The organism is Jiella endophytica (assembly GCF_004519335.1).
GTDB lineage: Bacteria > Pseudomonadota > Alphaproteobacteria > Rhizobiales > Rhizobiaceae > Jiella > Jiella endophytica.
In genome coordinates this window covers 248756-271244 of sequence record NZ_SOZD01000002.1, presented here as the reverse complement: position 1 = coordinate 271244, position 22489 = coordinate 248756, and the positions used below count along the sequence as shown (strand labels likewise).

Sequence of the window (22489 nt, the reverse complement as noted above, 5' to 3'; positions counted from 1 at the left end):
GAACTCGCTGCAGTGCTCTCCGAGGAGGGCTGGATCGTCGGTCTCGACCAGCTGAAGGAGGCCAATCTCGCAGCTGCCGACAGCGGCGGCATCGAGGATTTCGCCAACGGCGCCTCCGCAGACGCCTATCTGAAGGATCCGGCGGCGATCTATGCCGAAAGCTTCCGGATCATCCGCGAGGAGGCCGATCTCTCCGCCGTGCCGCCGGAAGCCGAGGCGCTGGCCGTCAGGATGATCCACGCCTGCGGCATGACCGACATCGTCGCCGACCTCGCGATCTCCGAAGGTGCCGTCGCTGCGGGCGTTGCGGCGCTGGAGGCGGGGGCGCCGATCCTTTGCGATAGCGAGATGGTCTCCCACGGCATCATTTCCGCCAGGCTGAAGCAGCAGAACAAGATCGTCTGCCGGATCACCGATCCGCGCACCCGCCGCATCGCCGAGAAGAACGCCACCACCCGCTCGGCCGCCCAGGTCGATCTGTGGACCGACGATCTCCTGGAAGGCGCCATCGTCGCCATCGGCAATGCGCCGACGGCGCTGTTCCGGCTGCTCGAACGGCTCGACGAGGGCGCACCGCGCCCGGCGCTGATCATCGGCATGCCGGTCGGCTTCGTCGGTGCCGCCGAATCCAAGGCGGCGCTTCTTGCCGATTCCCGCGGCGTACCCTTCGTCACCCTTTCCGGCCGGCGCGGCGGTTCGGCGCTCGCGGCCAGCGCCGTCAACGCCCTCGCCATCGGCACGGAGGGGCAGTGAGCGATCCCGTCCGCCCCTGGCTTTCCGGCAAGGCTGCCACGCTGGACGACGACCGGCCCGAGGCCGATGCGGACGGCCCATGGCTTACAGTCATCGGGATCGGCGATGCCGGCCTCGCCTCGTTGACCAGCGAGGCCCTCGACGCACTCGACCGGGCCGCGACGATCTTCGGCGGCGAGCGACACCTCGCGATGCTGGGCGTCAGTGACGCCGAGACGATCCTCTGGGGCAGGCCGTTCTCCGACGGCCTCGAAGCGCTGCTCGCCCGCGCCGGAACGCCGACCGTCGTCCTCGCCACCGGCGATCCGATGTGGTTCGGCATCGGCGCGACGCTCGCCCGGCACGTGCCGCCCGAAGACATGCGGGTGTTTTCGGCGCCCTCGGCCTTCTCGCTGGCTGCCGCAAGGCTGGGCTGGCCGCTGCAGGATACCGCCTGCCTGACGGTGCATGGCCGGCCCGTCGACCAGCTGTCGCGACATCTCTTCCCGGGCGAGCGCTTGCTCGTGCTCTCCGAAGACGCCGGCTCGCCGCGGGAGATCGCCCGGCTCTTGACCAGCCGCGGCTTCGGCCAGAGCCGGCTCGTCGTCATGGAGCATCTCGGTGGCGAGCAGGAGCGGATCCTCGCAGCCGGTGCGGCGGGTTACGATCTCGAGGACGGCGCCGATCTCAACCTTGTTGCCATCGAATGCGTCGCCGGCCGCGCCGCGACGCCGCGGCCGGTCGTTGCCGGCCTGCCCGACGATGCCTTCGTCCACGACGGCAAGATGACCAAGCGGACGCTTCGGGCGCTGGCAATCGCGGCGCTCGAACCTATGCCGGGCGCGCTCCTCTGGGACGTCGGGGCCGGCGCCGGCTCGATTGCCGTCGAGTGGCTGCGCGGAGCGCCCCGCAGCCGTGCCATCGCCATCGAGCCACTGGCCGAGCGCTGCGCGATGATCGCCGAGAACGCGTCCACCCTCGGCGTGCCGGAACTCCTGATCGTCGAGGCGCGCGCGCCGGAAGCGCTGGCAGGGCTCGACCGGCCCGACGCGGTCTTCATCGGCGGCGGCCTCTCCGACGGCGTCTTCGACGCCGCCTGGCAGGCGCTGAAGCCCGGCGGGCGGATGGTCGCCCATGCCGTAACGCTGGAATCCGAGGCGATCCTGATCGATCTCCACGGCAGGCTCGGCGGCGAACTGATGCGCATCGCCATCGACCGGGCCGAGACGGTCGGCCCGTTCCGGGGCTTCAAGCCGGCCATGCCCGTGGTCCACTGGCATCTGACCAAGCCGCATCCGAAGCCGGGGCAGGCCGGATGACCGGCACGCTCTACGGCCTCGGCGTCGGTCCGGGCGATCCGGAACTCCTGACGCTGAAGGCCCATCGTATTCTGACATCCGCGCCGGTCGTCGCCTATCCGGCGCCCGATCACGGCGCGAGTTTCGCCCGCTCGATCGTCGCCGGCTTTCTCAGTCCCCGCCAGGAGGAGATCCCGATCGTCGTGCCGATGCGCGTCGAGCGCTTTCCGGCGGCGGAGGTCTACGACCGGGCGGCGGAGGCGATCGCCGCACGGCTCGACGAGGGCCGCGACGTCGCCGTCCTCTGCGAGGGCGATCCGTTCTTCTACGGCTCCTTCATGTATCTGTTCGAGCGTCTGGCGGACCGCTACCCGAGCGAGATCGTCCCCGGCGTCGCCTCGCCCATGGCCGCCGCCGCCAGGGCACTGACGCCGCTTGCCAGCCGCAACGACGTCCTCACCGTCATTCCCGGCCCGCTCGACGACGAAGCGCTGGCGGCGAAACTCACAGGCGCCTTCGTCATCATGAAGCTCGGCCGGCATTTCGACCGCGTCCGCGCGCTGATCGAGCGCCTCGGGCTTCTCGACCGCGCCATCTATTGCGAGCGGGTGACCCTCGGCGAGGAGCGGGTGCTGCCGCTGGCAGAGGTCTCCGGCGTGGCACCGTATTTCTCGATGATCCTCGGCTATCGCGGCGACGAGCCGGCGATCGCCGGCCGGTACCGCCAGGCGTCTGCCCGGCGCTCGGAACCGACAGACAGGAAAGGCCCGGCGTGAGCGCTGAGCAAAGACCCGCCGTCCTTCATCTCACCGGGGGAACCCGCGAACTCGCCGAGACGATCGCGGCCGCGATCGGCGGCACGGCTGAGGCGATCGGCGCCCGCTCGGGCGGCGCTCCCATCGCCGAGAGGTTGCGGGAGTGCTTCGTCGCAGGCCAGCCGATCGTCGCGATCATGGCGAGCGGCGCGCTGATCCGCATTCTCGCGCCGCTGATTGCCGACAAGATGGCCGAGCCGCCGGTGATCGCCGTCGCCGAGGACGGCTCGTCGGTCGTCCCGCTGATCGGCGGCCATCACGGCGCCAACGATCTTGCCCGGACGATCGCCGTTGCGACCGGCGGCTTTGCGGCGGTGACGACGGCTGGCGACGTGAAGTTCGGCGTCGCCCTCGACGCTCCCCCGCAAGGCTATCGCCTCGAAAACCCCGAAGCCGCCAAGGCGCTGATGGCCATGCTTCTCGACGGCGCAACGGCACGGCTCGACGGCCGGGCACCCTGGCTCGAGGCCGCGCGTGTCCCTGTCGCCGAAGACGGCGCTGTGCGCCTCACAGTCTCCGTGGCACGCCGCAGGCCGGAGCCGCAGGAGCTTCTCTACCGCCCCGCGACCCTTGTCCTCGGCATCGGCGCCGAGCGCGGCGCGCCGGCCGAAGAGGCGATCGCCCTCGCCGAAGCCGTGCTCGAGGAAGCCGGCGTGAGCCCGCTGGCGCTCGCCGCCGTCGCCAGCCTCGACGTCAAGGCCGACGAGGCCGCCGTCCATGCCGTCGCTAGCCACTTCGGCGTACCGGCGCGGTTCTTCTCCGCCGCGCGGCTGGAGGAAGAGGCGCCGCGGCTCGAGAACCCGTCGGACGTCGTCTTTGCCGAGGTCGGCTGCCACGGCGTTGCCGAAGGTGCGGCGCTGGCAGCTGTCGGCCCGGGCGGCGCGCTGCGGCTCGCCAAGCGCAAGTCGCGGCGGGTGACCGCGGCGCTCGGCGAGGCGCCGGGGCCCGTCGATCCCGAAACGATCGGCCGGGCGCGGGGCTGCCTGTTCGTCGTCGGCATCGGGCCGGGGCAGCCGGCCTGGCGCTCTCCCGAGGTCAGCCGAATGATCGGCCAGGCGAGCGATCTCGTTGGCTATTCGCTCTATCTCGACCTGCTTGGGCCGCTGAGCGAGGGCAAGGCCTGCCACGATTTCGACCTTGGCCGGGAAGAGGCGCGGGTGCGCCATGCGATGGAATTGGCGGGCGAGGGGCGCCGCGTGGCGCTCGTCTGTTCCGGCGATGCCGGCATCTATGCGATGGCGACGCTGGTCTTCGAGCTGCTCGACAAGGGCGACGTCTCTGATGCCGCCCGCCGCATCGAGGTTGTCAACTCGCCCGGCATCTCGGCGCTGCAGGGTGCGGCAGCGCGCGCCGGCGCGCCGCTCGGCCACGACTTCTGCACCATTTCGCTGTCGGATCTCCTGACGCCCTGGGAGGATATCCAGCGCCGGGTGAAGGCGGCAGGGCAGGGCGACTTCGTCATCGCCTTCTACAATCCGGTGTCGAAGAAGCGGCGCACCCAGCTGGCCTTTGCCCGCGATGAACTCCTGAGGCACCGGCCGGCCGATACGCCGGTGATCCTCGCCACCAATCTCGGCCGCGACGGCGAGACGGTGCGCATCGTGCCTCTCGCCGATCTCGATGTCGACGAGGTGGACATGCTGACGGTGGTGATCGTCGGCTCGTCGAACAGTCGCGTGGTCACCACGGGCGACGGCAGAAGCTGGGCCTATACGCCGCGCGGCTATGCCCGCAAGGCCGGGACCGGGATCGCCAAAGACGCATAGCCGGTCAGCTCGGCAGGACGGTCAGAACTCCTCCCACCCGTCGATTTCCTGTGTCGCCAGAGCCTGCGCCGCGGCGGCGGGGGCGGCGGCGGGCCGCGCCGCGGGCCGGCGCGGCGGAGCGTTCCAGAAGGTGACGTCGTCGTCCTCCTCCTCGGGTGCGGCGGCGCGGCTCTCGGCCCGCCGCTGGGCGGGCTTCGCGGCTTCGGGGGAGAGGCCGCGCTTCGAGCCGGCATAGCTGCCGATCAGCACCGCCAGCGTCTCGTTCTCGGCCCTGAGGCCCTGGGCGGCGGCGGTGGTCTCCTCCACCATGGCGGCATTCTGCTGGGTCGCCTTGTCCATCTGGTCGGCGGCGCTCGAAACTTCATTCAGATTCGCCGCCTGGTCCTGGGCGCGCTTGGAGATTTCGGCGACGAGCTGGCTGACCTCGGCGACCTTGCTGACGATCTCGTCGAGCGAACGCCCGGAGGCGGTGACGAGGCCGACGCCCTCCTTCACCTGGCCGTTCGACGCGTTGATCAGCTGCTTGATTTCCTTCGCGGCGTCGGCCGAGCGCTGGGCAAGGCCGCGGACCTCCTGTGCGACGACGGCAAAGCCCCGTCCAGCCTCACCGGCCCGCGCCGCCTCGACCCCGGCATTCAGCGCCAGGAGATTGGTCTGGAAGGCAATCTCGTCGATCACCCCGATGATCTTGACGATCTTCTGCGACGACTGCTCGATCGCCGACATCGCGTTGATCGCCTTGCCGACGATATCGCCGCCTTCGCCGGCGGTGTCTCTCGCCGTCGAGGCCGCCTGTTCGGCGCGGCGGGCGCCTTCGGCGGTCTCGGCGACGGCGGTGGAGACGTCGCCCAGCGCCGCGACGGTCTGCTCGAGATTGGCGGCCTGCTGCTCGGTGCGGCGGGCGAGATCGTCGGTCGCCTCGAAGATCTCGCGAAGGCCGATGGACAGCGAGGCATTGGCGATGTGGAGCGAGGAGAAGGTCTGTTCGAGATTGACGGCGAGCCGGTCGAAACGCTGGCCGACGTGATGGGCGGTTTCGAGGCTGTCGCCGAGCCGCTTGGTCAGTTCGCCGTCGGCGAGGCAGTCAAGACCGGCGGCGATGCGCTCGAAGTCGGCGTCGATCTCTGCCCGCTCGGCCTTCAGCGCGGCGGCGTCCCGCTCGATCTTCCGGCGCTCCTCGGAAAGCCGCATCTCGTCGGCGGCAGCGGCCGCCGCCTCGTCATTGCGGCTGCGCTTCTCGATGGCGAGGACGGCTCTGGCGAGGTCGCCGATCGCATCGCCGCGCCCCGTCTCTTCGAGCGGTTCGTCGGTCTCCGCCTCGCCGCGCAGCTTGAGGCGCTCGGTGAAACGGGCAAGGGGCGCCGCCGTGTTGCGGGCCGCGACGAGGCCGCTCAACAGCGCCACGACAGCGATCAGGACGCCGCCGGCCAGCGCCTGACGGCCGGGCGTGAGGAACGTCGCTGCAGGGGCCTCGGCTGCGATGCCGCTCTCGTCGGCCGATGCCGGCTCGCCTGCCTCGCCGTCCGATTCAGCTCTGCTTCCGGCCGAAACCGCTTCGCTCTCGGTCGGCACCGAAACGGCGCCGACCGTCATCGCCGGCGCGGCGTTGGCTGCCGGGCGCAGCGCTGCGACGCTTTCAGCCACCGCGCGGGGGGCGGTGAGCAGCATGCCGGCCCGCAGATCGTGGAGCCGGGCGGCGAAGTCCTTCGTCGCCTCCAGCTTGCCACCGTAATCCTTCATCCGCGACAGCGCCTCGCGGGCCCGCTCCAGCTGCGCCGGGTCGGTCATCAGCTTGACCATCGCGGCATGCCGGCCGATCGCCTCGTTGAGCTTCGACTGGGCGACATCGAAGGCGGCGCGCTCGCCGAGCCGCAGAAAACGCTCCGCCGAGACGAGGCTGGTGTTCAGCGATTCGAAGGTCGCCGTCGCGTGGTAGAGCGCCTCGATGTCGAAGGCGCGCCAGGCGAGCTTGATGACGTCGGACATCGCCGAGACGGCGAGGGGCCCGGCCTCGGCGACCGCCGAGGTGGCCTTGGCCTCGCCGTTCTTCAGGCCGGAAAGTTCGTCCACCGCGCTCTGCCAGGAGGCGATGCCGGTCTCGACCCGTTGCCAGGCCGCGGCGGTCGCCGGATTCTGGTCGATGATCGCGCGGTCCTGCGGCGAGAGATCGGCGAGGTCGCCGGCAGCGCTCTGGAACCGGTCGTAGCTGTCCTTCGTGCCGTCCTCGATATAGTCGACCGCGGCGAGCCGGATCGTTTCGAGCTCGCTGGCCGCGCGATCGGCGAAGGCGCGCAGATCGGCGTTCGGATCGGGAAGCAGCATCGCCGGCCGGGTTATCTGCGGCGCGGCCTCGCGCGGCGTTTCGGCTGGCTTCGGCAGGGCATGCCGTGTGAGAGCAGGCTGCGGCAGGGCGCCCTGCGGCGCGGTTTCCATCGTCAGCTCGGCAACGAGACCCAGCGCGACCGCCAGAACGGCGACCGGCAAGAATGCGACGAAGATCCTGCCTCTGATGCCCACGCGTCCCACGTTCTCTTGTTTTCGGGTCGCGAATGCCCGCGACTTGCGCTGTCGTGTCCTGCCGGCCGGATGATCGCCTGGAGCGCCTCGCGTCTCATGCAGCCTTCGGTGAGCTTTACGCCGGGAGGATGGACTGACGCTTGCCATCCGCCCGGAGGGCGTGCCGGAGCGGAGCTCATGTGCCGGGTGCCGCGATCCTGCATGGCAGCCATGCGAAAAATCGAAGTTTTGCCGTCATTGTCGGGCAAGCTTCATGGGGTTAGAGTCAGGGATCGACGAATACGGGAGAGACCGGCCGGAAAGGTCGGCGCCGAAGGAGCAACCGCCCCGGAAACTCTCAGGCAAAAGGACCGTTTCGTCAGAAAATTCCGAAGAGTGGCGGCCCGCACGGGGTCGTCCGCCGAAGGAGAAAGCCGCGCCGGGAATGATCCCGCGCCGCGGTGAAGCTCTCAGGCTCATGACGGGAGGGGCAGCACGGATCTCCGCGAGAAGCGGAAAGAAAGGCTCGTCATGACCTCCATCGCCGTCATCGGCGCCGGCATCACCGGCATCACCACCGCCTACAAGCTCATCGCCCGCGGCTTCGACGTCACCGTCTTCGACCGTCAGCCCTATGCCGCGATGGAGACCTCCTTTGCCAATGGCGGGCAGCTTTCCGCATCGAATGCCGAGGTCTGGAACCAGCCGTCGACCTTTCTGAAGGGCATCAAGTGGATGCTCACCAAGGACGCGCCGCTTCTGGTCAATCCGAAGCCCTCCTGGCACAAGCTGTCCTGGATGGCGGAATTTGTGCTCGCGGCGCGCAGCTACGAGGCGAACACCATCGCAACGACGCGGCTCGCCATCGCCGCCCGCGAGCATCTCCTCGGCATGGCCGAGCGCGAGGGCTTCTCCTTCGACGCCGAAAAGCGCGGCATCCTGCATGTCTATGAGGAGAACCGCGAATTCGCCCATGCGACGAAGGTCAACCGGCTGCTCGAAAAGGGCGGGCTGAAGCGCGTCGCCGTCAGCCCGGAGGAGATCGCCGCGATCGAGCCGGCCATCCGCGGCAATTTCGTCGGCGGCTATTTCACCGAATCCGACTTTACCGGCGACATCCACAAATACACCCGCAACCTCGCAGACGCCTGCCGGCGCCATGGGGCAAGGCTCAATTTCGCCGCCGACGTCACACGGCTGAAATCCGAAGGCGACAACGGCGTCATCGTCTTTTCGCGGAGCGCGGGGTCGCAGGAAGCTCCTAGGTCGGAGCACTTCGACGCCGTCGTCGTCTGCGCGGGCGTCGCCAGCCGCCGCTTCGCCGCCCAACTCGGCGACCGGGTCAATGTCTATCCGGTCAAGGGATACTCGATCACGGTCAACCTCACGGACGCAGAGAGCCAGGACGCCGCGCCGCGGGTCAGCATTCTCGACGATCACGCCAAGATCGTCACCTCGCGGCTCGGCGAGGACCGGCTGCGTATCGCCGGGACGGCGGAATTTTCCGGCGAGAACCGCGACATCAAGGATTCGCGCATCCGCCCGCTGGTCGAGTGGTGCCGCACCCGCTTCCCCGGCGCTTCCACCGCCTCGGTGGTGCCCTGGGCGGGGCTGAGGCCGATGATGCCCAACATGATGCCGAAGGTCGGCCGTGGGCGGCGGGAGAACGTTTTCTACAACACCGGCCACGGTCATCTCGGCTGGACGCTTTCGGCGATCACCGCCGAGATGATCTCCGGCGAGGTGGCGGTCGCCCAGTCCCGCCGCGGGCGTCAGGCAGCCAGCGCCGAGCCGCAGGGCCACTTCGCCGCCCATGGCGTGTGAGGCGAGGGGGCCCCGCGGGCTTCTGGTGAAGACGCTTCGCGCCGCGCCGACTCGCGGCAAGACGAGCCTCGTGGCTTTCGTGGCGCGAGGCGGATCGGAGCAGACGCGGGACTGACGGGTCCGTGGCGCTTCGCAAGGCCCACTGCCGACGGCGTATCACCACTACTCGGTAGGCACCGCCAGCCGATCCGGTCGTACGCCCGCCGCTCACTCCGGAGCCTTGCCGTAGCGGCGGATGCCGTTGGCTTCGAGATAGTCGAGGATCAGCCGGGCAGCCTCGGTGGGGTCCGGGCCGACATGGAGGTTGGCGCCGCCGGCGGCGGTGCCGCTGGTGCGCATCAGTTTCGGCCGGGCGCGATGCGGCCGCTCGTCGGCTGGAACCACGTCTACCGGCCCGACGGTCGTCCCCCCCGTATCCTCCGCTCTCCCCGCCACCGTCCCGTGGCCCGCCATCTTGGCTACCGCCGGCAGGTCGGCCTGTTCGGCGGCAGGCGAATGGCGCCTGATCCTGCCCCGCCGCATCGGCCCGTAGGCGAAGGGCCGCGGCAGCGGGCTCAGCGGATGCACTGTGACCACCGCCGGCAGCCGGACCGTCACGCGGCGCCGGGCGCCTTTCGCCATCGCCTGGTCGACGACGAGGGTTCCCGGCATCTCTCCCGCGCGGATCGCCACGGCGTCGGCGACGATCGGCAGGCCGAGGCGCTCGGCGACGAGATAGGGGACGAGCCCGGTCTCGAACCCGCCTTCGCCGCGCCGCCCGGCCAGGATCAGCTCCGGCGCGTCGGCGCCGCCCAGCGCATCGGCCAGAAAGCCGACGAGGGCCGGCAGCGGATCTGCCTCACCCGTTGTTTCGATCACGTCGAGACCAGCCAGCCCATGGCCGAGGCCTGCCCTGACTGCATCTTCGCCTGACCCGGCATGGAGGCCGCGCGCTGCAGGATCTAGCGAGGCCGCAAGCCCGATCGCCTGGGTCTCGAGCCGCGACAGATGCGGCCGGCCGGAAACCGGGTGGCGGGCATCGGAGAGGAGAACGAGCGTCCTCATGCGCCGCGCTCCCTCAACAACGCCAGCAGTGCCGGCATCACCAGCTGGGCGTCCTGGACGATCGCGAGCCCCGCCCGCTCGATCATCGCGGCATGGAGGTCGGTGTTGACGGCGATGACGTGTTCGCAGCCGGCGATCCCCTGCAGATGCTGCGGGGCGCCGGAGATGCCGAGGGCGAAATAGCAGTCGGCGGCAAGCACCGTGCCCGAGGCGCCGACCTGCGCCGAGCGTGGCATCAGCCCGGCATCGCAGACGACTCGGCTGGCGCCGGGCGTGCCTTTCATCGCCGCTGCGAGTTCTCGGAAGGCGGCGATGTCGCTGACGCCGTTGCCGGCCGAGACGACGAAATCCGTTTCCGATAGAGCGAGGCTCGCCGGGTCGCCCGGAATGATCTCGGACGACAGGATTGCCGGGTCGGCGCCGGCCTCGAAGTCAGAAGCGTCAATCGGGCGCGCCTCGCAGGGCGCGGCGGCATAGGGCTTCACCCGGTCTTCGCCGATGGTCATCAGCCGCGGCGGCGCGAGGCCGATCTCGCGGGCGCCATTGCGGATCGGCCGCACCGCCTGGCGGGCGGTCAGATGTTCGACGCCGGACATCAGATCGTCGCCGAGCGCCACCGAGAGCCGCCGGGCGAGGTCGGCGCTGTCGCCGTCCTCGGCGAAGATCACGTGACGGGGAAGGAGGGTCTCGACCGCATGGCGCAGTGCCGCGGCGCGGGCCTGCCCGCCGTTTGCGGACGGAAGGGCGAGCATCCGGTCCGCCCCGGCCTCGCCGAGCCCGTCGATCTCCCCTGTAGTAATCGCGACGACGGCGCCGCCACCGGCATCGGCATCGGCCAGGAGGCGCGCCGCGCCGAACACCTGCCGGTCGAAGCGCGACAGCCGTCCGCCGGTCGCCTCGATCACGGCAAAGATCAGAAAGGCCGGTTCCTCGACGACATGCAGCGCCGGCTGGCCGGGGCTGATCGCTGTCGCCTCGATGTCGGAGCGGGCGGCGAGGAAACGCGCGGCGTCCTCCCGGCTCATCTGCCGCTGCGAGCGGTCGTAGCGCTTGCGATAAGTCTCGTCGACGAGGCTCGCCGCCCATTCCCGCCAGGGGTCGCGGCGCAGCCTGCCGGAGGCGGCGGGGCTTTCACGGCGGGCGACGTCGAGGCGTGGACGGGCGCGGCTTTCCACCGTCCTGATGCCGCGCTCGGCGCGCGGGTCCCTGCGCTGGCGGCTCATGCGGGCTCCCCTGCCTTGACGGCTGCGGCCTCGTTCCGGCCGCCGGCCTGCACGGCCTCCCAGAGCAGCTCGGCGACGTCCCTGACCTCGGGCCGCTCGCCGGTGACGCCTTCGAGCATCGCCGTGCATTGCGGGCAGGCGACGGCGACGATCCTGGCGCCGGTGTCGCTTGCCTGGCCCATGCGGATGTCGGGGATGCGGGTGTCGCCGGGAATGTCGGTCACCGGCGCGCCGCCGCCACCGCCGCAGCACATCGAGCGCCTGCCCGAGCGCGCCATTTCGCGGCGCTCGAGGCCGAGAGCGTCGATCAGCGCCCTCGGCGCTTCGATCTCGCCATTGTAGCGGCCGAGATAGCAGGGGTCGTGATAGGTCACCGCCTTGCCCGTGAGCGCAGCCGGCGCGAGGCGACCGGCGGCGACCATCTCCGCCAGGAAGGCGGTGTGATGAACCACATCGAAGCTGCCGCCGAAGGCCGGATATTCGTTGCGCAGGACGTGCAGCGCATGGGGATCGGCGGTGAGGATGCGGGAGAAGCGATATTGCGAGAGCGTCGCGACATTGGCTTTGGCGAGCCGCTGGAAGGTTGCCTCGTCGCCGAGCCGGCGGGCGAGGTCGCCGCAGTCGCGCTCTTCCTCGCCGAGCACGGCGAACTCCACGCCGGCGGCGTTGAGGGCCAGGATCAGCGCACGGAGCGTGCGCTGGCCGCGCAGGTCGAAGGCCGCTCCACCGAGCCACAGCAGGATTTCAGCAGTGGCTCCGTCCTTCATCACTTTCAGCCGCAGATCGGCGGCAAAATCGGTGCGCTCGGCGAGCGCCCGGCCATTCGGCTCGTCGGCGCCGCGGAAATTGGCGAGCGGCTCCTCGGCCTTGAGCGGCACGGCGCCGCGCTCCAGCGTCTGGAAACGGCGGAGATCGACGATCGCGTCGACATGCTCGATCATCATCGGGCATTCCTCGACGCAAGCCCGGCAGGTGGTGCAGGACCACAGCGTATCGGGATGGACGAGGCCTTCCGGCGAGACGATCGGCGCATGAAGCCCGGCCGCGCCGCCGACCGGCCTCGCATTGGGGTAGGCGTTGCCGGCGTAGGGCTGGGCGTAGCCGCCGCCGGCCGCTGCGGCGAGATCGACGATGAGATGCTTCGGGGAGAGCGGCTGGCCTGCCGCGAAAGCGGGGCAGGCCGCCTCGCAGCGCCCGCATTGGACGCAGGCGTCGAAGGCGAGCAGCCGGTTCCAGGCAAAATCCGCCGGCGTTTCCGCGCCGAGCTTGCCCGTCCCGGGTGCGTCGAGATCGATCGGCCGCAGCTCCGTCGAGCGACCGCCGCCGAAACGCTCGGGCCGGGGATGGGCGGCGAGGTGGGCGGCGCCGGCAAGGGCGTGGCGCATCGGCCCGTGGCCGGCCATGCCGGCAAGGCCGAGACCCGCGGCCGTGGTCAGAAGCAGCGTGAGGATCGAGACGGCCGGCAGCGGGTCGCCGAGGCTTGCGAGAAACGCGGTGACGAAGCCGCCTAAAGCGAAGACGCCGAGAGGGATCGGCAGCTTCTGCCACTGGCCGAGAGAGAGGCGGGGCAGGGGACGCGGGTAGCGTCGACGCACTTCGAGCACGACGCCGGCCGTCATGACGAGGAAGGCGAGCGCGACGAGACCGAAATAAAGGCGCGAAGCGGCGATTGCCGGGACGAGCCCGACGACGAGAAGCGCGCAGGCGAGGACCAGACCGCCGGCGGTCGGAACATGCATGCGCGAGGCGGATCGGTCGCGGTCGACGACGTGATGGACGTCGACGAGATAGCGTCTCGGCAGCGCCTTCAGCCCGGCAAGCCAGTCGACGCGTGCCGGTCTGCCGCTGCGCCACAGAATGACCCGCCGGGCGATCTGGACTGCCGCGACGACGACCATCGCGACGATCAGCCAGGGAAGGAACGCCGCCGCGGTCATGAAGACATCACCGGACGGGGCGCGGCCGGGAACCCCCCTCTGCCTGCCGGCATCTCCCCCGCAAGGGGGGAGATTGGCGGTTTCGGCGTTGCCGCTTTTCTTTCGGCGGCTGAGCCAGAACGAAGCTTTGGAGGGTGAGAGCGAGTGTTCGCGCGAGATCGATCTCCCCCCTTGAGGGGGAGATGCCCGGCAGGGCAGAGGGGGGGGGTAACGGCAACGCTCGGCCCCGTCCTGTCCAGGGCCGCCCGGTCACGACCGCCATGCGTCGGGCCGGACGCAACCACCGGACGGGTCGCGACTGGGACCCCCCCTCTGCCTGCCGGCATCTCCCCCTCAAGGGGGGAGATCAGCGACGTCTTCGCGCCGCCCATCCTCAAAGATCCTTGCAGAGGCGGAGTGCGTCGTAGATGGCGGCGTGGATGTTGCGGCCGGCGACGGCATCGCCGATGCGGTAGAGAGTGTAGCCGCCGTCCGAGGCGGCGCCGTTGATCTCGAACGGTTGCGGCGCGCCGGCGATCAGCGCCTGAAGATCGGTGAACCCCTTGTTCTTCGCCCCGTCCTTCAGCGCGAAATGCACCGCATCCACCGGCAGCGTGCCGTAGTCCACCACCACCGAATCGACGACGCGCTCCTCTTCCGCGTCGGTCATGGTGTTGCGGATCGCGGCGATCATCCGGTTGCCCTCCGGATAGATCTCGATCAGCTCGGAATTCGGCGTCATCAGCACGCCGAGCTTGTAGAGTTCGCGCAGGTGAACCGGCTGGTTGGTCGGGCCGATCTCCTCGCCGATCATCCGGTCGTGGGTGACGATCTCGACGAGGCAGCCCTTCTTGGCGAGGACCTCGGCGGTCGAGGCGGCGTTGTGTCCGCCAATCTCGTCATAGAGGAGCACCGTTCCCGAAGGCTCCGAACGGCCTTCCAGCACATCCCAGGTGGTCACCGCATGCTCGTGGCCTTTCGCCTCGCCCCTGGAGGGAAGGCCGCCGGTGGCGACGATGACGATGTCAGGGGAAAGCGCCGCAATCTCGGCTTCCCCGGCCTCGGTGCCGAGGCGGATGTCGACGCCGAGCTTCTGCACCTGGGAGACCAGCCAGCGTGGGATCCCTGACAGCGCCTCGCGCCACGTCGCCTTCGCAGCGACATTGATCTGGCCGCCGAGACGGTCGGACTTCTCGAACAGCGTCACCTGATGGCCGCGTTCGGCGAGCACGCGGGCCGCCTCCAGCCCGCCGACGCCGCCGCCGATCACCACGGCCTTCTTCGCCGCGGCCGCCTTTTCGATGACGTGGGGCATCGTCGCCTCGCGGCCGGTCGCAGCGTTCTGGATGCACAGCGCGTCGCCGCCGACATAGATGCGGTCGATGCAGTAGCCGGCGCCCACACACTGGCGAATGTCGTCGGCGCGGCCTTCGGAGAGCTTCTTGACGAGATGCGGATCGGCGATGTGCGCCCGCGTCATCGCGATCATGTCGACATGGCCTTCGGCGACGGCCCGCGCGCCGGTGGCGAGATCGGTCACCCGCTGGGCGTGGAAGATCGGCACGTCCACCTCGCGCTTGATCGCCGAGGGGAGGGACAAGAAGGGCGCGACGGGGAAGGACATGTTGGGCAGCGAGATCGCGTGGGCAATGTGGTCGCGCGCCTGGCCGCCGATGATGTTGAGGAAGTCGACGAGGCCGCGCGAGGTGTATTCGGCGGCGATCGAGACGCAGTCCTCGTGGCTGAGCCCGCCCTTCAGCATCTCGTCGCCCGACATGCGCATGCCGATGATATAGTCGTCACCGACGGCCTCGCGCATCGCCGAGAGCACCTCGATGCCGAAGCGCATGCGGTTTTCCAGCGAGCCGCCATATTGGTCGGTGCGGTGGTTGGAGTTCGGCGACCAGAACTGGTCGACGAGATGGCCGTGGGCGGCGGAGATCTCGCAGCCGTCGAGCCCGCCCTCCCTGCAACGCCGCGCAGCCGCGGCGAAATCGGCGACGATGCGGTCGATCTCCTCCTGCTCCAGTTCCTTGGCGATCGCCCGGGATGCCGGCTCGCGGGTCGGGGAGGCGGATTTGACCGGGATCCAGTGCTCGGTGTCCCACTTCGTCCGCCGGCCCATATGGGTCAGCTGGATCATCAGCTTTGCGCCGTGCCTGTGGATCCGCTCGGAGAATTCGGTGAAGAACGGCACGACGCTGTCGTCGGCGACGGAGATCTGGTTCCACGGGGCGGCCGGACTGTCCACCGACACCGAGGACGAGCCGCCGAACATCGTCAGCCCGATGCCGCCCTTGGCCTTTTCCTCATGATAGAGCTGATAGCGCTGCTGCGGCTTGCCGTCCTTGCCGTAGGACGGCGCATGGCTCGTCGACATCACCCGGTTGCGGATGGTGAGGCCCTTGATGGTGAGGGGCTTCAGGAGAGCTTCGGCATTGGCGATCATGGGTGGTGGCTCTCGTGGGTGATGGCGGTGAGATGGCTCGCGGCTTTGGCGTTCGGTGCCGGCATGGACGGATGGCGCGTCGTGCACGAAGGGACGCGGTTGCACCGATTGCGCGCGGCCGCCCCTGGATTCTCGGGACGGAGCCCAAGAATGACGAAGCGTTGGTGATTTCGCCCGTCCTGAAGCAACTGCGGCAGTCTCGGCGTTGCCGGAAAAGGCGCTCGTCTTCCCATCCCGGTCGTCATTCTCGGGCCCCGTCCCGAGAATCCAGGGGAGCGTCGGGCTCCGGCGGAAGATCGTCGAGCGCTCCGTCGAACGACGGCCTGTAAGGGTTGTCCTCGTCCGAAAACCGCTCGAACAAGTCCAGCCATTGCGGGTTCAGATCCTCGATCAGCCTCAGTTTCCACGCCCGCCGATAGCGCTTGATCGACGTCTCGCGCTGGATGGCGATCTCTATGTCGTCGTGGCGTTCATGCCAGACGAGTGTCCTGCAGCCGTAGCGGGCGGTGAAGCCTTTCACGTCGCCTTCGCGGTGTTCCAAGACGCGGCGATGCAGGTCGGAAGTCACGCCGACATAGAGCGTTCCGTTGCGCTGCGATGCCATGATGTAGACCCAGCCGCCCATGGTGTCTTACGCCTTTGGCCAGCGATGGCGATGCTCGCGTTGACAGGTCGGTGAGGCCGCCCTGGATTCTCGGGACGGGGCCCGAGAATGACGAAGCTTTGGTGGCAGCGCCCATTCTGCAACGTCCGCGGCAGCCTCGGTGCCGGAAAAGGCGCAGATCCTCCCATCCCGGTCGTCATTCTCGGGCCCCGTCCCGAGAATCCAGGGGATCGTGGAGCGACGACGCCCGCCTCCCGTTCCAGCCAGGCCCATCATGAAAACGTCCCTCTCACCGCTCGATCACCAGATCCGTCTTCGGCCGCGAGCAGCAGAGCAGCGCCATGCCGGCGTCGATCTCGCGCTGGCGGATGCCGCCGCCATGCTTCATGTCGACGGAGCCGGAGGTCAGCCTCGACTTGCAGGTGCCGCAGAGGCCCTTCGAACAGGAGGAGGGCAGGCGCATGCCGGCGCGGCGGGCCGCCTCCAGTACCGTCAGCCCTTCCGGGCATTCGATGGTCCGGCCGGTCTTGGTGAATTCCAGCTGGAACACCTTCACGCCGGAATCGATCTCCTCCGTCGCCTCCGAGATCTGTTCCTGCGCCTCCTCGGTGAAGTCGTCGAAGTTGAAGCTTTCCTGATGGTAGCGGCCCATGTCGAAGCCGGCTGCCTCGAGCGTCGTCTTCACCGCCTTCATGAAGGGCGCAGGGCCGCAGACGAAGACCACGCGCTCCCGGAAGTCCGGGCAGATCATCGCCAGCTTGGCACCGTCAAAGCGGCCGCGATAGCCGCCCCAGCTCTCGCGCGGCGCGTCGTCCTCGACGATGAAGGTCGGCCGGATCGAGCGGTTGCGCCGGCTCATATAGTCGAGCTCGTCGTGGAAGACGATGTCGGCCGGCGAGCGTGCGGCGTGGACGAAGGCGATATCGGAGATCAGCGCGAGGTCGAAGGAAGCCCGGGTCATCGACATCATCGGCGTGATGCCCGAGCCGCCGGAGATGAAGAGATATTTCGTCGCCTGCATGCCGGCCCAGGAGAAGACTCCCATCGGCACCGTCGCCTTCAGCATCATGCCCGGCTGGAACTGGTCGTGCAGCCAGTTCGAGACCGGGCCGCCGGGCACGCGCTTGACCGTGATTGACACCGTGTCCGGCCGGGTCGGCGGCGAGGAGATGGTGTAGCAGCGGTGGATCGTCTCGCCGTCGATGTCGAATTCGAAGGTCAGGAACTGGCCGGAGACGAACTCGAACTGGCGCTTGTGCCGCGGCGCGAAGACGAAGGTCTTGACGTCATGGGTCTCTTCGCGCACGGCGCGGCAGATCAGGACGTCGTCTTCCTCCGGCTCCCATCGGAAATAGCCGGTGGGAACCGGCCCGGCGGGGTTCTGCACGGGTGCATCCATGGCGGCGGGCCCTTCAGGCGACGGCGCGTGTCTCGGCCAGATGCGATAGCATCCGGCCGACATACCAGTTGATGAATTTCTCGACGAGCATCTCGGTGTGCGGCGAGTAGGGGCCCGGCGTGTAGCCGTCCATCTCGACGCCGCTCTGGCAGTAGCCGACGAGATCGGAATCCTGCTGGTTGGTGGCCATCCAGACGCCGATCAGATTGTCGAGATCGTAGTCGACGCCCTCGACGGCGTCCTTGTGGACCAGCCACTTGGTGCGCAGCAGCGAGCGGTCGGGGCCGAGCGGCAGCACCGAGAAGACCACCGCATGGTCGCCCATGAAATGATGCCAGGAATTGGGCTGGGTCCAGAAGTGCAGGCCGCCCGCCTTGGCGTTGGTGAGGTTGCCCATCAGCTTGTTGCAGGCGCGCTTGGTATCGATGGTGTGGCTCTCGCCATCGCCCGACAACGGCAGGCGCTCGGTGCGGAAGCCCGTCACCATGTCGTCGAGCCGGTCGACCTCGCGCGAGGGCAGGCCCGCGGCCTCCCAGTCCCGGTGGTTGTCGTTGAGCATGCAGGCATATTGCGCGGCATGTTCCCGCTCGGTCTCGTCGAGTTCCTCCGGCGCGAAGCCAAAGCCGTAGGCAAACAGCGGCACGGTCAGCTCGGGATGGTTCGCCCCGCAGTGATAGCACTCGCGGTTGTTCTCCATCGTCAGCTTCCAGTTGCCCGGCTCGATCAGATCGTGCTGGTAGGCGACTTTGGTCTCGCGCAGATTGTGGGGCTTGAGATAGGGGGCCATCACCCGCTCCAGCTCGTCGAAATCCTGCGGCGGGTTTTCGGCGAGACAGATGAAGAGCAGACCCTCCAGCGAGCGCACATGCACCGGCTTCAGCCCGTGGCAGGACTTGTCGAAATCCTCGCCCATGTGCTCGGCATGGATGAGCTTGCCGGTCGTGTCGTAGACCCAGGAGTGATAGCGGCAGACGAGATTGCCGACGGTCGACTTTTCCTCGTGAACGAGGCGGGCGCCGCGGTGGCGGCAGACATTGTGGAAGGCGCGGATCTCGCCGTCGTCGTCGCGCAGCACGGCGACCGAGTTCTTGCCGATGTCGACGACCATGACGTCGCCCGGCTCCGGGACGTCCGGCTCGACGCCGACGAACAGCCAGTGGCGGCCGAAGATCACCTCCATGTCGGCGGCGAAGATCTCCGGATCCGTGTAGAAGGGCGCTTCGAGCGTGTAGCCCTTCTTGCGGTGGGTCAGGCGGGCAACGAGGTCGTTCATCATGCTGCACCCTATCTCGGCCGGGAAATCGGGCGCCGGCCTCGCCCCTGTTGATCGGAAATGCTGTCTCGGCCCTGACGGGCCGGTCGCGGCCTAGAGGGTGTCCTTCGCGGCCTCGATCAGGAAACCCTGAACGTAAGGCGCGAAGGAGCGCCAGCAGGTGACGGTGAAGCGGTCCGCGGCGCGACGGGCGAGCACGATCTCGGCCTTGCCGAAAATGGTGCGGGTCGCCGAGCCGACCGGAAACGCACTCGGCGAGACGTCGATTGGACAGCCGGCGTTGATCACCGCGTCGGCGCCGCGACCTTCGACCGAGAACGTCACATCGCGATGCGAGACGTCGACCAGCGAATGGGCGACGCCGGTGAGTGCTGCGGTCACCGCTTCGAGCCGCTCGTCGGTCTCGTCGGCGGGAACAAGCAGCATCCATTCGTCGGGGCCGAGTCTGAGCGCCGCGCGCTCGCCGCCACTCTCACCGCTGGCGCTTCGCGAATTGATGGCGCCGGAAAGGTCGAAGCCGTCGACCGATGCGCGGCCCGCGAGCGCGGCAGCCTTGACGCGCAAGGCGAGGCGTCCGACGGCATCGAGCGTCGCCACCTTCACCCCCGCCTCGGAGGCGACGGGGGACAGCGCCGGGGCGCGGCGAGCAAGATTGAGCTCAAGCATCGGCGGTCTCTCCCTTCACCTCGTAGAATACCGCATTCGAAATCGTCGCTTCGGTGAAGCCGGCCGGCGTCGTGACGAAGACCGTCTCGCCGATCCGCTCCCGGCCGCCGTCGATCATCGCCATGGCAATCGACCGGCCGCAGTTCGACGAGGCGTAGCTGGAGGTGACGTGGCCGACCATCTTCATCGGGATTGGCTGGCTCGGATCGTCGACCACCTGTGCGCCCTCGTCGAGCACTTCGCCGGGGTTCCTCGTCAGCAGCCCGACGAGCTGCCGGCGATCCGCCGCCACCATATCCGGCCGGGCGAGCGAGCGCTTGCCGACGAAGTCCGGCTTGACCTTGGAGACGAGGCCGGAAAGGCCGAGATCGTCGGGCGTCACGGTGCCGTCCGTCTCCTGGCCGACGACGATGTAGCCGACCTCGGCGCGCAGCACGTGCATCGCCTCGGTGCCATAGGGTGTGATGCCGTGCTTCTGACCTTCCTCGTACAGCGTCTTCCAGACCGCCTCGCCGTAGTCGGCGGGAACGTTGACCTCGAAACCCAGCTCGCCGGTGAAGGAGACGCGGAACAGCCGGCAGGGAACGCCGCAGACATAGCCGGTCTTCACCGTCATGTGCGGGAAGGCGGCTTCCGAAAGGTCGATCTCCGAGACGAAGGGCTCCAGAACCTGCCGCGCCTTCGGCCCCTGCAGGGCGATCACCGCCCATTGCTCGGTGATCGAGGTGAGGAAGACGTCGAGATCGGGCCACTCGGTCTGGAGATAGTCCTCCATGTGGCGCAGCACCCGCGGCGCGCCGCCGGTGGTGGTCGTCACGTGGAAGCGGTCCTCGGCGAGGCGGGCGACCACGCCGTCGTCGTAGACGAAGCCGTCCTCGCGCAGCATCAGGCCGTAGCGGCAGCCGCCGGTCTTCAGCTTCAGCCAGGCATTGGTGTAGATGCGGTTCATGAACTCGGCGGCATCCGGCCCGACCACCTCGATCTTGCCCAGCGTCGAGGCGTCGAAGATGCCGACATTGGTCCGCACCGCCCGGGTCTCGCGGGCGACGGCCGCCGCCATGTCCTCGCCGGCTTTCGGGAAGTAGCGGGCCCGGCGCCACAGGGCGACGGGCTCGAACACCGCGCCGTTCTTCGCGGCCCAGCCGTCGATCGGCGTCTTGCGGACGGGGTCGAAGAGCTCGTCCCGCGCCGGGCCGATGAGCGCGCCGAAGGTCACCGGCGTATAGGGCGGGCGGAAGGTGGTGGTGCCGACGGCGGGCAGCGGCCGGTCGAGAATGCCGGCGACGAGGCCGAGGGCGTTCATGTTCGACGTCTTGCCCTGGTCGGTCGCCATGCCGGTGGTGGTGTAGCGCTTGACGTGCTCGATCGACTCGAAGCCCTCGCGCACGGCGAGCTTGATGTCCTTGGCGGTGACGTCGTTCTGGAAATCGACGAAGGCCTTGACCCTGGACGCGTCGGCGTCGGTCGGCAGCACCCGCACCGGCTGGAAGCCGGTGAAGGAGGCGGTCGCTTCCGGTGCCGCGGAACCACCGCCGGCTTTGGCGCCGTCGGCGACCACCGCGGCAAGATCGTAGACGCCGCGGCAGGCGCCGGCGGAGCGCTCCGCCTGGACGGACGTGCCGGGCAGGAAGGCGTCGAGTTCGGGGTCGAAGGCGAGCTTGCCCCGGGACTGCGAGAACAGGTGCACCGAGGGCGTCCAGCCGCCGGACATCGCCACGCAGTCGCAGGTGAGCGTCGTCTTCTCGCCGATGCCGCCGCCGGAGCCGATCTTCGCCACGACGAGGCCGGAAACGCGCTTCTTGCCGAGGGCGCGGATCACCGTGTGACCGGTGCGGACCTCGATGCCGGCCTCGCGCGCGGCGGCGAACTCCGGCCCGCAATCGGTCTCAAGGCGGATGTCGACGATCGACACCTTCATGCCCGCCGCCTTGGCGTCGAGGGCGGTGCGATAGGCGGAGGCGGAGGAGGTGGCGACGACGAGGTCGTTGCCGGGCAGCGCGGCCCAGCGATTGACGAAGGAACGGACGCTCTCGGCCAGCATGATGCCCGGCCGGTCGTTGTTCTCGAACACGAGCGGCCGCTCGTGGCTGCCTGTGGCGAGCACTACCTCGCCGGCGCGCACCTGCCAGAGCCGCTCGCGGGCCATGCCCTCCGGCGCGTCGGCGATGTGGTCGGATACCCGCTCCACCATGCAGACATGGTTGTGATTGTAGTAGCCGAAGACCGTGGTGCGCGGCAGGACGACGACGTTTTCGCGGGCGTCGAGGGTGGCGAGGCTCTCCGCGACCCACTCCATCGCCGGCGTGCCGCCGACCGACGAGGTCACGTCGTTCAGCAGAGCGCCTCCGGGCTCGCAGCCTTCGTCGGCGAGGATCACCCGCCGCGTGCCATCGGCCGAAGCGGCGAGCGCCGCGGCAAGGCCGGCCGGGCCGGCGCCGACGACGAGCACGTCGCAATGGGCGTGGCGGTTGGAATAGCGGTCGGCGTCCGGCACCTTCGGCGCCTCACCGAGGCCGGCGGCCCTGCGGATCACCGGCTCGTAGACCTTGTCCCAGAACTTCCGGGGCCACATGAAGGTCTTGTAGTAGAAGCCGGCGACGAAGACTGGCGACAGGAGGTCATTGACCGCGCCGATATCGGTCTCGAGCGAGGGCCAGTGGTTCTGGGTGTCGACCACCAGCCCGTCGCGCGCCTCGACCACCGAGGCGCGGTTGTTCGGATCTCGGCGGCCCGGTCCGCGATCGGCCCGCCAGTCGACCGAGAGGAGGGCGCTCGGCTCGTCCGAACCGTGGGACAGGATGCCCCGCGGGCGATGATACTTGAAGGAGCGGCCGGCGAGATGCTGGCCGGAGGCGATCAGCATCGAGGCGATCGTGTCGCCGGCAAAGCCTTCCAGCCGCTTGCCGTTGAAGGTGACGGAGAGCGGGCGGGTGCGGTCGATCCGGCCGCCAGAGGCGAGGCGAAAGGGCTGGCTCATGATCGGC

Annotated in this window: 15 protein-coding genes and 2 riboswitches; of the genes, 5 read left to right on the top strand and 10 right to left on the bottom strand. The window is 69.0% G+C overall.

Annotated elements, in window-relative coordinates; genetic code table 11:
• Positions 1–90 precede the first annotated feature (90 nt).
• From E3C22_RS24740 to cobJ, 4 genes are read left to right on the top strand one after another with little or no spacing between them, the layout of a single operon-like run.
• A complete protein-coding gene (locus E3C22_RS24740; protein ID WP_245514873.1) occupies positions 91–753 on the top strand; it encodes a precorrin-8X methylmutase in 663 nt (220 codons plus the stop codon).
• Between the two features lie 41 nt (positions 754–794).
• The gene (gene cbiE / locus E3C22_RS06370) at positions 795–2051 is read left to right on the top strand and encodes a precorrin-6y C5,15-methyltransferase (decarboxylating) subunit CbiE (RefSeq protein WP_134761833.1); all 1257 of its coding nucleotides are present in this window, start codon (positions 795–797) and stop codon (positions 2049–2051) included.
• On the top strand, positions 2048–2806 hold the full coding sequence (gene cobI / locus E3C22_RS06365; RefSeq protein ID WP_134761173.1) for a precorrin-2 C(20)-methyltransferase: 759 nt from the start codon (positions 2048–2050) through the stop codon (positions 2804–2806). Before cbiE ends, cobI begins: the two co-directional genes overlap by 4 nt.
• A complete protein-coding gene (gene cobJ, locus E3C22_RS06360; protein WP_134761172.1) occupies positions 2803–4611 on the top strand; it encodes a precorrin-3B C(17)-methyltransferase in 1809 nt (602 codons plus the stop codon). The genes cobI and cobJ overlap by 4 nt, the downstream gene beginning before the upstream one ends.
• 21 nt (positions 4612–4632) lie before the next feature.
• Here the strand turns inward: cobJ and E3C22_RS06355 are convergent, their stop codons facing one another.
• Complete coding sequence (locus tag E3C22_RS06355; protein WP_167591666.1) at positions 4633–7128, bottom strand: methyl-accepting chemotaxis protein; 2496 nt, start codon at positions 7126–7128, stop codon at positions 4633–4635.
• A gap of 272 nt (positions 7129–7400) precedes the next feature.
• A riboswitch (glycine riboswitch) is annotated at positions 7401–7491 on the top strand.
• A 3-nt stretch (positions 7492–7494) separates the two neighbouring features.
• A riboswitch (glycine riboswitch) is annotated at positions 7495–7594 on the top strand.
• 44 nt (positions 7595–7638) lie between these two features.
• Here E3C22_RS06355 and E3C22_RS06350 point away from each other — a divergent pair.
• Entirely contained in the window at positions 7639–8931 is a 1293-nt protein-coding gene (locus E3C22_RS06350; protein WP_134761170.1) for a D-amino acid dehydrogenase, read from the top strand.
• A 207-nt stretch (positions 8932–9138) separates the two neighbouring features.
• Here E3C22_RS06350 and E3C22_RS06345 read toward each other — a convergent pair whose 3' ends face one another.
• From E3C22_RS06345 to E3C22_RS06300, 9 genes are all read right to left on the bottom strand, one after another.
• On the bottom strand, positions 9139–9975 hold the full coding sequence (locus E3C22_RS06345; RefSeq protein WP_134761169.1) for an electron transfer flavoprotein subunit beta: 837 nt from the start codon (positions 9973–9975) through the stop codon (positions 9139–9141).
• Positions 9972–11198, bottom strand: coding sequence for an electron transfer flavoprotein subunit alpha/FixB family protein (locus E3C22_RS06340; protein WP_134761168.1), 1227 nt, complete (start codon positions 11196–11198; stop codon positions 9972–9974). The genes E3C22_RS06345 and E3C22_RS06340 overlap by 4 nt, the downstream gene beginning before the upstream one ends.
• Positions 11195–13135, bottom strand: a complete 1941-nt coding sequence (locus E3C22_RS06335; protein ID WP_134761167.1) for a DUF3483 domain-containing protein — start codon at positions 13133–13135, stop codon at positions 11195–11197. Before E3C22_RS06335 ends, E3C22_RS06340 begins: the two co-directional genes overlap by 4 nt.
• Positions 13136–13508: 373 nt before the next feature.
• Positions 13509–15563 carry an FAD-dependent oxidoreductase gene (locus tag E3C22_RS06325; protein WP_134761166.1) on the bottom strand — a complete coding sequence of 685 codons (2055 nt, stop codon included), beginning with the start codon at positions 15561–15563 and terminating at the stop codon, positions 13509–13511.
• A gap of 241 nt (positions 15564–15804) precedes the next feature.
• Complete coding sequence (locus E3C22_RS06320) at positions 15805–16188, bottom strand: GIY-YIG nuclease family protein (protein ID WP_134761165.1); 384 nt, start codon at positions 16186–16188, stop codon at positions 15805–15807.
• Positions 16189–16456: 268 nt separating this feature from the next.
• On the bottom strand, positions 16457–17566 hold the full coding sequence (locus E3C22_RS06315) for an FAD-binding oxidoreductase (RefSeq protein WP_134761164.1): 1110 nt from the start codon (positions 17564–17566) through the stop codon (positions 16457–16459).
• 13 nt (positions 17567–17579) lie between these two features.
• Positions 17580–18839: an aromatic ring-hydroxylating oxygenase subunit alpha gene (locus E3C22_RS06310; RefSeq protein WP_134761832.1), complete on the bottom strand. Its 1260-nt coding sequence runs from the start codon at positions 18837–18839 to the stop codon at positions 17580–17582.
• A gap of 93 nt (positions 18840–18932) precedes the next feature.
• A complete protein-coding gene (locus E3C22_RS06305; RefSeq protein ID WP_134761163.1) occupies positions 18933–19505 on the bottom strand; it encodes a sarcosine oxidase subunit gamma in 573 nt (190 codons plus the stop codon).
• A complete protein-coding gene (locus tag E3C22_RS06300) occupies positions 19498–22482 on the bottom strand; it encodes a sarcosine oxidase subunit alpha family protein (protein ID WP_134761162.1) in 2985 nt (994 codons plus the stop codon). The genes E3C22_RS06305 and E3C22_RS06300 overlap by 8 nt, the downstream gene beginning before the upstream one ends.
• Positions 22483–22489 lie beyond the last annotated feature (7 nt).

Excerpts from the sequence above, each read along its gene's own strand:
- cobI (WP_134761173.1), top strand. The coding sequence starts at position 2,048 with ATGACCGGCACGCTCTACGGCCTCGGCGTCGGTCCGGGCGATCCGGAA.
- E3C22_RS06350 (WP_134761170.1), top strand. The coding sequence starts at position 7,639 with ATGACCTCCATCGCCGTCATCGGCGCCGGCATCACCGGCATCACCACC.
- E3C22_RS06345 (WP_134761169.1), bottom strand. The coding sequence starts at position 9,975 with ATGAGGACGCTCGTTCTCCTCTCCGATGCCCGCCACCCGGTTTCCGGC.
- E3C22_RS06340 (WP_134761168.1), bottom strand. The coding sequence starts at position 11,198 with ATGAGCCGCCAGCGCAGGGACCCGCGCGCCGAGCGCGGCATCAGGACG.
- E3C22_RS06335 (WP_134761167.1), bottom strand. The coding sequence starts at position 13,135 with ATGACCGCGGCGGCGTTCCTTCCCTGGCTGATCGTCGCGATGGTCGTC.
- E3C22_RS06325 (WP_134761166.1), bottom strand. The coding sequence starts at position 15,563 with ATGATCGCCAATGCCGAAGCTCTCCTGAAGCCCCTCACCATCAAGGGC.
- E3C22_RS06320 (WP_134761165.1), bottom strand. The coding sequence starts at position 16,188 with ATGGGCGGCTGGGTCTACATCATGGCATCGCAGCGCAACGGAACGCTC.
- E3C22_RS06315 (WP_134761164.1), bottom strand. The coding sequence starts at position 17,566 with ATGGATGCACCCGTGCAGAACCCCGCCGGGCCGGTTCCCACCGGCTAT.
- E3C22_RS06310 (WP_134761832.1), bottom strand. The coding sequence starts at position 18,839 with ATGAACGACCTCGTTGCCCGCCTGACCCACCGCAAGAAGGGCTACACG.
- E3C22_RS06305 (WP_134761163.1), bottom strand. The coding sequence starts at position 19,505 with ATGCTTGAGCTCAATCTTGCTCGCCGCGCCCCGGCGCTGTCCCCCGTC.
- E3C22_RS06300 (WP_134761162.1), bottom strand. The coding sequence starts at position 22,482 with ATGAGCCAGCCCTTTCGCCTCGCCTCTGGCGGCCGGATCGACCGCACC.